6 protein-coding genes are annotated in these 13895 nt (G+C 33.8%); all 6 read left to right on the top strand.

The annotated features are described in order from the left end of the window. The coding region (locus ASF10_RS12425) for a phosphopantetheine-binding protein (RefSeq protein ID WP_157849060.1) at positions 1-764 on the top strand (764 nt) is incomplete at its 5' end. A gap of 48 nt (positions 765-812) precedes the next feature. Then, positions 813-2168, top strand: a complete 1356-nt coding sequence (locus tag ASF10_RS12420) for a condensation domain-containing protein (RefSeq protein WP_056249629.1) — start codon at positions 813-815, stop codon at positions 2166-2168. Between the two features lie 67 nt (positions 2169-2235). Continuing rightward, positions 2236-2520, top strand: coding sequence for a hypothetical protein (locus ASF10_RS12415; protein ID WP_056249628.1), 285 nt, complete (start codon positions 2236-2238; stop codon positions 2518-2520). Continuing rightward, positions 2499-4346 (top strand): non-ribosomal peptide synthetase, encoded by a 1848-nt coding sequence (locus ASF10_RS12410; RefSeq protein WP_082472432.1) that lies wholly within the window; start codon positions 2499-2501, stop codon positions 4344-4346. Before ASF10_RS12415 ends, ASF10_RS12410 begins: the two co-directional genes overlap by 22 nt. 7 nt (positions 4347-4353) lie before the next feature. Then, the gene (locus ASF10_RS12405) at positions 4354-12342 is read left to right on the top strand and encodes a non-ribosomal peptide synthetase (RefSeq protein WP_056249623.1); all 7989 of its coding nucleotides are present in this window, start codon (positions 4354-4356) and stop codon (positions 12340-12342) included. A gap of 19 nt (positions 12343-12361) precedes the next feature. Further along, the gene (locus ASF10_RS12400; RefSeq protein ID WP_056249620.1) at positions 12362-13894 is read left to right on the top strand and encodes an amino acid adenylation domain-containing protein; all 1533 of its coding nucleotides are present in this window, start codon (positions 12362-12364) and stop codon (positions 13892-13894) included. Position 13895 lies beyond the last annotated feature (1 nt).

The following is a 13895-nucleotide window of genomic DNA, read 5'->3' as shown; positions in this document are numbered from 1 at the left end:
TATCGGGAGAAGGAGTTACCAGAGGCTATCTCAACAATCCTGTACTTACGGCAGAGAAATTTGTTGTAAATCCTTTTATGGAAGGAGGCATAATGTATAAGACCGGCGATCTTGGATTCTGGCTTGCAGATGGTAATATTAAGTTTTTGGGCAGGAAAGACCATCAGGTAAAAATCAGGGGTTACAGGATAGAGCTCGAAGAAATAGAGAACCATATCTTAGAATATTCAGAAGCTTTAAAACATGTTGTTGTTGCGGTAAAAGAATCAAATGATGAGAAAGCCTTAGTTGCTTATTTTGTATCTGATGCGGTAGTTGACAAGGGAGCATTAAGAATTTTTCTGCAGTCAAAATTACCAGAATATATGGTTCCGGGTTTTTATGTRKCCTTAGAGAATTTACCCCTGACACCAAACGGCAAAATTGACCGTAAAAGTCTGCCTGATGTAGATGCTGTAGATATCATAAAGAACGAGTATGTACCGGCAAACAATAAACTGGAAGAGAACCTTGTTGCTATCTGGCAGGATGTTCTTGGAATAGAAAAAATAGGGATAAAAGATAATTTCTTTGAACTGGGCGGACATAGTTTGGTTATGGTTCAGGTAATCAATAAACTGCATAAAAGCTCAGGGAAAAGTATTTCGTTTAGTAATTTTTTCAAAAACCCTACTATTGAATCCCTTTCCCTGCAATTAAAAGAAGAGCATTATGTGGCTATTGGAGCAGCAGATGTTATGGAAAGCTACCCAATGTCTCCTTAAAACCCTACTATTGAATCCCTTTCCCTGCAATTAAAAGAAGAGCATTATGTGGCTATTGGAGCAGCAGATGTTATGGAAAGCTACCCAATGTCTCCTTCTCAGGAAAGATTTTGGTTACTGAGCCAGCTCGAAGGGGGTTCACTTGCCTATAATATGCCGGCAGCGGTTGTTTTTACGGGCAAAATTGATGCTGATAAACTAGAGGAAAGTTTCAGGAAACTGATAGCGCGCCATGAAATTTTAAGAACCAATTTTAAAACAGACCAGTGGGGAGAAAACCGTCAATATATYAAATCTGCAGAGCTTTTTGATTTCAGGATAACCAGAGAAGATTTCAGTTTAGAGAATAATCCGGAAGAGCGCCTTGAGTTTTATTTACAGCAAAAAAACAGTATTGCTTTTAATCTGGAGTATGATGCGCTTATCCGCGCAAGCCTTATAAAACTAAAAACTACAGAACATGTTTTTTTCCTTTCGATGCACCATATTATTGGCGATGGCTGGTCTATGGAACTATTGATGTCGGAAATTGTAAAAAGCTACAATGCCTTAATTTCCGGCAAACAAGAACATGTTTTTTTCCTTTCGATGCACCATATTATTGGCGATGGCTGGTCTATGGAACTATTGATGTCGGAAATTGTAAAAAGCTACAATGCCTTAATTTCCGGCAAACAAACAGTTTTGCCAGTGCTTACGATGCAGTATAAAGATTATGCAGTTTGGCTAAAAGAGGAATTACAGCAGCAGAAACACCAAGAGTCAGAAAAGTACTGGCTCGATCAGTTTTCGGGAGAATTGCCTGTGCTTGATCTTCCAAATATTGCGCCTCGTCCGTTGGTTCAGACCTATAATGGAGATCGTGTGAGCCATGAATTTTCGCCGGAATTTCTAGGAAGGCTAAAGGCRTTTTCACAAGAAAAAGACGTAACGCTGTTTATGACCCTTATGGCGGGAGTAAACATATTACTGCACCGTTATACGGGACAGCATGATATTATAGTGGGAACTCCGGTTGCGGGAAGGGAACACCCTGATCTGGAAAACCAACTAGGACTTTAYCTCAAYACACTTGCTATTCGCACAACACTGCAGGAAGGAATGAGTTTTTCAGAACTGCTTGTTTTAGAGAAAGAAACCCTTCTTGGCGCTTATGAACACCAGGGTTACCCTTTTGATGCCCTGATCGGGAAATTAAGTTTATCCCGGGATACAAGMCGTTCKGCTTTGTTTGATGTTTTGGTTGCGTTGCAAAACCAGACACAATTAAAAAACCTGAATACCGAAGAGCTAAACAGCCTGGAAGTTAAAGGACATGGTGTTAAGAGCAAAATTTCAAAATTTGACATGAGTTTCACCTTTGTAAAACCTGAATACCGAAGAGCTAAACAGCCTGGAAGTTAAAGGACATGGTGTTAAGAGCAAAATTTCAAAATTTGACATGAGTTTCACCTTTGTGGAAACGAATGGCTTGGGRCTTGTAATTGAATACAATACTGATATTTATGATAGCTATTTGATAGAGCGTATGTTTTGGCATTTGGAGAAYATCTTGTCAGCATGYGTMTCGGATCCGGAAACGAGTATTGAGAAGATCGATTACCTGACAGCTRTAGAAAAAGAGGAACTATTAAACGGCTTCAACAACACGAAAGCTGATTATCCTCAGGATAAAACCRTAATTGATTTATTTGAGCAGCAGGTATTACAAGCACCGGATAATGTTGCCTTAGTATTTGGAGAGACTATATTCTAGAAAAAGAGGAACTATTAAACGGCTTCAACAACACGAAAGCTGATTATCCTCAGGATAAAACCATAATTGATTTATTTGAGCAGCAGGTATTACAAGCACCGGATAAAGTTGCCTTAAAGGATGATTTCAAATTTTATTCCTATTCGGAACTTGACAAATTATCAAACAAAATAGCAACATATCTTATTGACACTTTCGGTGAAAATGATAAATCGGGAATTGCAGTTTTATTAGATCGATCTGTTGATATGGTAGCTGTTTTATTAGGGATATTAAAATCAGGCAGATCTTATATTCCATTAGATCCTGTTTTTCCAAAAGACAGATTAAGATATATTGTTGAGAACAGTAAAAGCAAAATACTTATTGGCGAAAATAAATATGAATTGGAAGGCACTGAAAACTTATCTAAAATAACATTAGAAGATATTTTAGAAAGAACAAACCGATTTGAAGGAAATTTACCAGTAACAATATCGCCTGAAGATACCGCTTATATAATTTATACATCAGGTTCAACAGGTAATCCAAAAGGAGTAGAAATAGGACATCATTCATTGCTTAACTTTTTGTCCAGTATGCAGCAAAAACCGGGAATAAGTTCAAAAGATATATTTTTCTCGGTTACAACATATTCTTTTGATATTTCAATTTTAGAGTTTTTCGGGCCTTTAATTTCGGGAGCCACTTTGTATGTTGCTAATCAGAAAGTTTTATCTGACCCATCTCTTATTATAGAAAAATTAGAACATATACAGCCTACTATAATTCAGGCAACTCCAAGCTTTTACCAACTATTATTTAATATGGACTGGCATGGAAACAAAAAAACAAAAATGCTTTGTGGAGGTGATTTGTTGAGTGAAGCATTAGCCAAAGTTTTGTTAGATAGAAGTTTAGAGGTATGGAATATGTATGGGCCAACTGAAACTACGATCTGGTCGAGTGTAAAAAAGATAGAACAATTTCATGACGCTTCTAATATTGGAACGCCAATAAATAATACACAAATATATATTCTGGATGAGTTTTTACAACCTCTACCTATAGCGGTATCAGGCGGTATTTATATTAGTGGAGACGGGTTAGCAAAAGGGTATTATAAAAATGTAGAGCTAACACAAAAAGGGTTTATCAAAAATCCATTTGATGATAAAAGATTACTGTATAAAACCGGTGATGTTGGTAAATGGAACTACACAGGAGAAATTGAGTTTTTAGGAAGAAATGATAATCAGATTAAAATAAGGGGCTACAGAATTGAGCTTGGTGATATTGAAAAAAATATTCTAAAATATTCTGAAAATTTAAAACAAGTTGTTTTAGAATTAAAAGAAGTAAATAATGAAAAAGTATTGGTTGCCTATTTTGTATCTGCTATAAATATTGATAAATCTGAATTACGCAGGTTTCTTCAGCAAAGGTTGCCGGATTATATGGTTCCAAATTTTTATATAAAATTAGAAAAATTACCATTAACACCTAACGGAAAGACGAATAGAAAGGCTTTACCAAATATCGAAGAGAAAGATATTATAAAGAAAGAATTTGTGGCTCCAAGAAATCATACAGAAGAGCGACTGGTTTTGATATGGAAAGAAGTTTTGAATATAGAAGAAATAGGTGTTACGGATAATTTCTTTGAATTGGGTGGGCATAGCTTAAATGCTATGGTTGTGATAAAAAAAATCATAACAGAATTTAATATAGAAATTTCGATAGGAGATATTTTATTCAAAAGAGAAATACAGGCTATAGCAGCCATAATAGATGAGAAAGAATGGTTACATACTAGTCTTGATTTTAAAAATGAAATAATTATATGATTATATAATGAGAGAGTTAATCGACAGGCTTAGACAAAATAAAATTCATGTTTCTTTAGATAATGAAAATCTGAAATTAAAATTCGATCATCATGAAATTCCAAATTCACTTTTAGAAGAAATCAAAAAAAATAAGATAGAGATTTTACAATTTTTAAAAGACAATAGCAAATCTAATAATCTTTATACTCCTATTGATCCGGCTGCTATATCAAAATCTTATCCATTGTCTGCTTCGCAATACAGATTATGGATATTGAGTCAGTTTCAAGGTGGATCAGTGGCTTATAATATGCCGGCAGCTGTTCGAATAAAAGGGAAAATAGATATTCTAAAATTCGAAAAATCTTTTAAGATATTAATTGATCGTCATGAAATTTTAAGAACCAAGTTTAAAACAAATGAAGATGGAGAAAACCGTCAATATATTGTTGCGGCAGAATCGCTGAATTTTAGAATAACCTATGAAGATTATAGTTTATTACAGAATCAGGAAGCAATGATTGCTGATTATTTACAAACACAGAATAATATTCCGTTTGATTTGACGAAGGATATATTATTAAGAGTTTTTCTCATCAAACAGCAGGAAGATGACTACGTTTTATTTCTTTCTTTACACCATATTATTGGTGACGGCTGGTCTATGGAATTATTAATTTCTGAAATTATAAAAATATATAATGCCCTTACAAACGAAAAAGAAATTAATTTACCAATTTTAAAAATTCAATACAAAGACTATGCAGTCTGGCTAAATTCTTCCTTACAGCAAGAAAAACAAAAAACTTCAGAGCAATATTGGCTCAATCAGTTTAAAGGAGAATTACCAGTGTTGGATTTACCTGGTTTTAAATCTCGTCCGTTGTTGCAAACATACAATGGAGATCGTTTAAAGCATAAATTCTCAAAGCATTTTTCAGACAGGATAAAATTATTTTCAAAAGAAAATGATGTTACTGTATTTATGATATTAATGACTGGTATAAATAGTCTTTTGTATCGATATACGGGGCAAAATGATATCGTTTTAGGAACTCCAATAGCCGGTAGGGAGCATCCGGATTTAGAGAATCAGATAGGTTTGTACTTAAATACACTGGCTATTCGAACTCAATTTGAAAAGAACTTAAGTTTTCTGGATTTACTGCATACAGAAAAGAAAATTTTATTAGAAGCTTACAAGCATCAAAGTTATCCATTTGATGCATTGGTTGGAAAACTGCACTTAAAAAGAGACGCAAGCCGTTCTGCATTATTTGATGTTATTATAGATTTTAAAAATGTATCAGAAACAGATAATATTACTTTACAACAACTTGAAGGAATAGAAATAAGTGAGTATGATTTTAAAAATAAAGTAGCCAAAGTAGATCTTAATTTCACCTTTATAGAAACACAGGAATTAGATCTTATTATTGACTACAATATTGATATTTATGATAGTTATTCAATTGAGAAAATGTTTGCTCATTTTGAAAATTTATTGATGGAGTTGTTAGAAAATCCGGATAGGATAATTGAGACCATTCAATATTTAACAGACAAAGAAAAAAATCAATTACTAATAGAATTTAATAATACTGAAACATATTATCTAAAAGAAAAAACGATAATTGATTTGTTTGAAGAACAGGTTAATAAAACACCGAAAAATATCGCTTTATTATTTGAGGGGAAGCAGTTCACTTATAGCGAATTTGATACAAAAGTTAATCAGTTGGCTGATTGCCTAATAAAAATATATGGCATAAAAGAGGGGGATACAGTAGGAGTTCAGTTAAATAAAAACCAATGGTCGATTATTACAATATTAGGGATATTAAAAGTAGGCGCTGTATTTGTTCCTATTGACCCTGAATTACCTGCTGCCCGTAAATCGTTTGTTGCAGAAGATGCAGGAATAAAATTATTGATAACTGAGGTAGCATATTTATTGGATCTTGGATTCTATAGCGGAGCTGTTTTTTCTATAGATGTAGAATTTGAATCTTCAGAGTTCAATGAAAATTTCGAAAAATTAGAAATAGACCCCAAAAATCTGGCTTACATTATTTACACTTCCGGATCAACAGGTAATCCAAAGGGAGTAATGATTGAACATGAGTCATTATCAAATTATCTGTATTGGGCAAAATCAGCTTATTTAGAAGAAGATTTATCAAATACGAATTTTGGGTTATTTACTTCATTATCTTTTGATTTAACATTAACCAGTTTGTTTTTGCCTTTGGTTAGTGGCGGAAGTCTACATTTGTTTGATGCCGATAAAGAAATATCCAATATTCTTAAGCAATATTTTCAAAGTGAAATTTCGTGTGTTAAACTAACACCTTCACATATAAGTATTTTAGAAAGTTTAGATATAAAAGGCAGCAGCATCGAATTAGCGATAGTTGGAGGTGAAGAACTTCGAAAAAGCCATGTAAATACATTAAGGAAAATAAATCCTAAAATTAAAATTTATAATGAATACGGCCCAACTGAAGCTACTGTTGGTTGTGTTGTTTATGAAGTAAAATCAAATGACGAATCTATCTTAATAGGTACACCAATTTCAAATACATCTATTTTAATTTTAGATGATTATCAGGGATTACAATCTCAGGGGAAATCCGGTGAAATCTATATTTCAGGATCTGGTTTGGCACGAGGTTACATAAACAATCCGGAGCTAACATCAGAAAAATTCATTCACAATCCTTTTATGGACGGCAGAATGTATAAAACCGGCGATCTTGGTTTTTGGCTTCCTGATGGTAATATTAAGTTTTTAGGCAGAAAAGATCATCAGGTAAAAATTAGAGGGCACAGGATAGAGCTTGAAGAAATAGAGAACCAGATCTTAGAATTTTCAGAAGACTTAAAACATGTTGTTGTAGCCGTAAAAGAATCTAATGATGACAAAAACCTAGTTGCTTATTTTGTATCGGATTCTGTAGTCGATAAATCAGAATTACGTGCTTTTTTAAATGAGAACTTACCGGATTATATGATTCCCGGTTTTTATGTAGCGATAACAGAACTTCCTCTAACATCAAACGGAAAAATAGACAGAAATAAGTTGCCGGATGTTGATTCGCAGGATATTATAAAGAATAAATACATTGCTCCGCGTAATGAAACAGAAGAAGATCTGATTAAAATCTGGGAAGAAGTTTTAGGAATAGAAAAAATAGGTATAAGTGATAACTTCTTTGAATTGGGTGGACATAGTTTAGTTATGGTTCAAGTCATTAATAGATTATATAAAAAATCCGGTAAAAGTATTTCATTCAGTGATTTCTTTAAAAATCCTACGATTGAATCTTTGGCAGATAAGTTAAAAGACGACACTTATATTGCGATAGAAAATAGTCCCGAGATGGAGTCTTATCCAATGTCACCATCGCAGGAAAGATTTTGGATTCTAAGCCAGCTAGAGGGCGGTTCTCTGGCATATAATATACCTGCTGCCTTAAGGTTTAAAGGAAAAATTGATGCTGATAAACTAGAGGAATCCTTCCGATTATTAATTGCGCGTCATGAAATTTTACGAACCAATTTCAAAACAAATGACCAAGGCGAAAACCGTCAATATATTACGCCAGCAGATTTATTTGATTTTAAACTGTCAGGAAAAGATTTTAGTTTAGAGAATAAGCCCGAAGAAAACCTTAAGTCATATTTAGAAGAAAACAATAGCGTTATTTTTAATCTTGAAAAAGATTTGCTTATACGTGCAAGTCTTATAAAACTAGAAGAAGAAACGTATGTTTTTTACCTGTCTATGCACCACATTATTGGCGATGGCTGGTCAATGGAACTGTTAATTGCCGAAATAGTAAAAAGCTACAACGCACTTATAGCAGGAAAAGAAATTATATTGCCTGCATTAAACCTACAATACAAAGATTATGCAGTATGGTTAAATGCGGCGTTACAGCAGGAAAAACAAAAACAATCAGAGCAATACTGGTTTAATCAGTTTGCAGGCGAAATACCGGTATTGAATTTACCGGTTTTTAAAACACGCCCGTTAGTAAAAACGTATAACGGAGATCATGTAAGCCATGAATTCTCAACAGAATTAACAAATAAAATAAAAGCCTTTTCACAAGATCATGATATTACTATTTTTATGATTTTAATGGCTGGAGTAAATACTTTATTGCACCGTTATACCAACCAGTACGACATTATAGTGGGTACTCCTGTTGCGGGAAGAGAACATCCTGATTTAGAAAATCAATTAGGATTGTATCTTAATACGCTGGCTATTCGTACACCGTTAAAAGAAGAAATGAATTTTTCTGAACTGCTGGATGTACAAAAAGAAACACTTTTAAATGCATACGAACATCAGAATTATCCTTTTGATTCGTTGGTTGGTAAACTAAACTTATCTAGAGATACAAGCCGTTCTGCCTTGTTTGATGTTTTGGTTGTTTTACAAAATCAAGGACAATTGAATAACCTTAATACCGAAGAGTTATCTAATATTCAGGTAAATGGTTATGGGCTTATGAATAAAATTTCAAAATTTGACCTCAGTTTTACTTTTATGGAAACGCAGGCATTAAGCCTTTCAATAGAATATAATACAGATATTTATGATAACTCGTTGATAGAGCGAATGTTTTTACATTTAGAAAATATCTTTTTGGCATTACTATCAAATCCTGAAATTAGTATTTCTAAGACAGATTATCTTTTGGCAGAAGAAAAGCAGGAATTACTGTTAACCTTTAATGATAATAAAACCGATTATCCAAAAGATAAAACAATAATTGAGTTATTTGAAGAGCAGGTATTAAAAACGCCCGATAATACTGCCGTTGTATTTGAAGATATAAATCTGACATTTAAAGAACTCAATGAAAAAGCAAATCAATTAGGAAGATATTTAAGGGAGCAGTACCAAATTAAGGCAGATGATTTAGTTGGTATTAAGCTTGACAGAAGTGAAAAAACGATTATTGCAATGCTGGGTATTTTAAAATCCGGTGCCGCATATGTGCCAATCGATATTAATTATCCTCAAGAGCGAATAGCTTATATAGAACAGGATAGTAAAAGTAAAGTTGTACTGGATGACGAAGAATTAAAAAGCTTTGATGCGATAAAAGCGGATTATTCGACAGAGAATCCCGAAAAAATAAACCATGCTAATGATTTGGTTTATGTAATCTATACTTCAGGAACTACAGGAAGCCCAAAAGGGGTAATGGTAGCGCATAAAAATGTTATTCGCTTAGTCAGACAAACCAACTTTATAGCGACAGAAGAAATTGGTAATATCCTGAGTTTATCCAATTTTTCTTTTGATGGATCTGTTTTTGATATTTTTTCAGCGCTTTTAAATGGGACAGCTTTAATAATTCCAGTACAGAATTCTTATTTAGATATGTCTTCTTTAGGGCAGTTAATAAAAGATCAAAGTGTAAATACTTTTTTTATTACGACTGCATTGTTTAATAATCTGACGGATAATAGTTTAGATTTAGAAAATGTCAGATATGTATTGTTTGGAGGTGAACTTGTATCTGTAAATCATACTTTAAAATTTAAAAATAAATACCCGTGGATTCATTTAATTCACGTTTACGGGCCAACTGAAAACACGGTATTTTCTTCTTATTATGAAGTCAAAAATGTCGAAGTTTCTCAAGATACTATTCCGATAGGAAAAGCAATAGCAAATTCTGATTGTTATATTTTAAATGCGAATAATCAATTACAACCTATAGGTTCTGTAGGTGAAATTTGTGTTGGTGGAGATGGTCTGGCAAGAGGATATTTGAATCAGGCAGCATTAACTAAGGATAAATTTGTACCGCATCCATTTAAAACAGGAGAAAGAATTTATAAATCCGGAGATTTGGGCAGACTATTGCCGGATGGGAATATTGAATTTTTAAACAGAAATGATCACCAGGTTAAGATCAGAGGATTCAGGATAGAACCCGGAGAAATAGAAAGTATAATTTTACAGTATTCAGAAAGTTTAAAACAGGTTTTTGTTGCCGTAAAAGAAGTCAATAAAGAAAGAGTATTGGCTGCATATCTGGTAGCGGATGATTTAGATAGATCAAAATTACGTCAGTATCTTCAGGAAAAACTGCCGGAATACATGATTCCGGGTTTTTATATCGTACTGAAAGAATTACCGCTAACCGCTAATGGAAAAGTAGATACTAAGGCATTACCCGAAATTTCAGGAGAAGATATAGTCTTGAAGGAATATATTGCCCCAAGAAATGAGACAGAACAAAAGCTGGCCTTAATATGGCAGAATGTTTTAGGTCTTGAAAAAATTGGTGTTTTAGATAATTTCTTCGAATTAGGAGGTCACAGTTTAATGGTGGCTCAGGTAGTCAATCAAATCAACAAGCAATTAGGTAAAACCGTATCTTTTAAAGTGTTTTTTGAAAGCCAGACTATAGAAAAAATAAGCAGACAATTACAAGGCAATGCATATATTGCTATTCCTAAAGCTGCTATAGAAGAATCATATCCTTTATCAGCGGCTCAATATCGCTTATGGATACTGAGTCAATTTGAAGGTGGTTCATTGGCTTATAATATTTCTACTGCTATTCGATTAGCAGGGTTTGTTGACGCAGATAAATTTGAGGAATCATTTAAGCTGTTAATCAACCGTCATGAAATTTTAAGAACGAACTTCAAAACAAACGAAGCCGGAGAAATCCGTCAATATATTGTTCCTGCAGCATCATTAAATTTTAAAATTGCTCAGGAAGATTTCACTTTAACAACAAATAAGGAAGAGGCAATTAATAATTATTTGCAAAAAAAGAATAGTATTCCGTTTGATTTAGAAAACGGACCACTAATACGAGCTTCGCTTATTAAACTAAAAGAACAAGAGTTTGTTTTTTGCTTATCGATACATCATATCATTGGAGACGGATGGTCGATGGAACTTTTGGTTTCTGAAATTGTAAAAGCTTATAATGCACTTTTGAAGTCAAAAAAAATTGTTTTCCCGAATTTAAGTATTCAGTATAAAGATTATGCCGTATGGAATAATGACGAAATACAGCAAAACAAACATATAATTTCAGAGCAATACTGGTTAAATAAATTTCAGGGAGAATTACCAATACTGGAGCTTCCGGCTTTTAAGACCCGTCCGGTAGTACAAACCTATAATGGAGAAACGACATCACACCATTATTCCAAATCATTTTTAGATAATCTAAAATCATTTTCAAAAAAATCAGATGTTACGCTGTTTATGACCTTAATGGCTGGTATAAATGCTCTTTTGCATCGCTATACCGGGCACAATGATATTATTGTAGGAACACCAATAGCAGGCAGAGAACATCCTGATTTAGAAAATCAGCTTGGTTTATATGTAAACACTTTGGCGATTAGAACCCAATTTAAAGAAAACGGAAGCTTTTTAGATTTACTGGCACACGAAAAAGAAACATTACTCGAGGCTTATGAACATCAGGGATATCCTTTTGATCAATTAGTAGGAAAACTGGATTTAATCAGAGACACAAGCCGTTCAGCATTATTTGATGTAATGGTTGTTTTACAGAACCAAAACCAGCTTAATACTATTAATAGTGGAGAAGAATTAACAAATCTTGAGATAAGTAATTATTTGCTTAAAAATAAAACGTCTCAATTTGATATGAGTTTTACTTTTTCGGAATACGATGGTTTAAAACTGGCAATTGAATATAACACCGATATTTATGAAAATGATTTTATAAAAGAAATATTTACTCATTTTGAATTTTTACTGACACAATTATTAGAGAAATCTGCAGCACCAATTGATACTTTCAATTACCTCTCTGCAGAAGAAAAAGAGCAGTTATTATTTGAATTTAATGATACGGCAGTTTATTATTCAAAAGACAAAAGTATAATTGACCTGTTTGAGAATCAGGTATCTAAAACCCCTGATAATATTGCCGTTGTGTTTGAAGGAGCATCGTTAACCTATAAGGAGCGGAGCATCGTTAACCTATAAGGAGCATCAGGGAGGTATTGTGGGAGAAGCAAAATTGGTATTGTTAGGCGTTTATTATYCAAAAGACAAAAGTATAATTGACCTGTTTGAGAATCAGGTATCTAAAACCCCTGATAATATTGCCGTTGTGTTTGAAGGAGCATCGTTAACCTATAAGGAACTAAACGAAAAGTCAAACCAGTTAGGACGCTATTTAACAGAAAGCGGGGTTACGGTAAACACCCATGTTTTTTTCTATCAGGAAAGAGCAATAGAATATTTGGTTTGTATGCTGGGTGTTTGGAAATCAGGTGCTTATTTTACCCCTTTGGATGTAGAAGTACCGCTGGAGAAAAATAAACGCACTATTGGGCAGGTTAAGGACTGTTTTATTGTTACGACACAAAATTTTGTTTCTCAGGCGCAGCAAATGCAGGCAGATGCAACGATACTKGTTTATGATAACAGCATTATAAATAAATACAATAAAGAGAATCATGGTTTGGTTTTATTGGGTGATTCACTTTCATACATCATATTTACGTCAGGATCTACCGGCATACCAAAAGGAGCAATGGTGGAGCATKCCGGAATGTTAAATCATTTATTGGCAAAGATTAATGATTTTAATATTACAGCAGCAGATAATGTTGCCCAAACGTCAACCCATACTTTTGATGTAAGTATCTGGCAATTTACCGTTGCGTTATTGGTTGGAGGAAAAACGACTATTCTAACAGGCGAGGATGCGTGGAATCCTAAAAAACTATTGAGTCATATTGCTGCAGATTCTATCACCATATTCGAAAGCGTTCCRGCACATTTTTCAATTTTGTTAGACTTTTTATCCAAAGAACAARTGCTGCCAGATTTAAGAGCATTCCGTTATTTAATGATGAACGGTGAGGCTTTGCCAGTTGAATACTGCAAAAAATGGTTCGATTATTATCCGTCAGTTTCCATGGCAAATGTTTATGGTCCCACAGAATGTTCAGATGATATCACGCACCATATTTTTGAAAGCTGTTTACAAAACTGGACAGGGTATGTTCCTATTGGAAAACCTATCCAAAACATGAACATTTATATCCTGGATAAGAATCTACACTTAGTACCAAAAGGCGTTACAGGCGATTTATATACCTCTGGAGCAGGAGTTGGGAAAGGGTATCTGAACGATGATCAGAAAACAAAACAGGTTTTTATAACAAACCCATATAGCAGCTCAGCAGATGATAAAGTATTGTACAAAACCGGCGACCTTGCCAAATGGCTTGCCGATGGTACGCTTGATTTTGCAGGCAGGGCAGACGAGCAGGTTAAAATTCGCGGAATAAGAATTGAACTTGGAGAAATAGAGACCGAATTGGCTAAATCTCCATTGGTAAAACACAACAGAATAGTAATTAAAGAAGATGCAAATAAGAGCAAATTTTTGGTTGCCTACATAGTTCCTAACGCAGAGTTTAACAAAGAATCTATTCAGGATTTTCTAAAAGAAAGATTACCAAATTATATGGTTCCGGGTTTTTATGTAGCACTCGATGAAGGGTTTTTATGTAGCACTCGATGAA

It is taken from the genome of Flavobacterium sp. Leaf82 (genome assembly GCF_001422725.1).
Classification (GTDB): Bacteria; Bacteroidota; Bacteroidia; order Flavobacteriales; family Flavobacteriaceae; genus Flavobacterium.
Note: the sequence above shows the minus strand (reverse complement) of the source record. Positions and strands in the feature narration are given on the sequence as shown.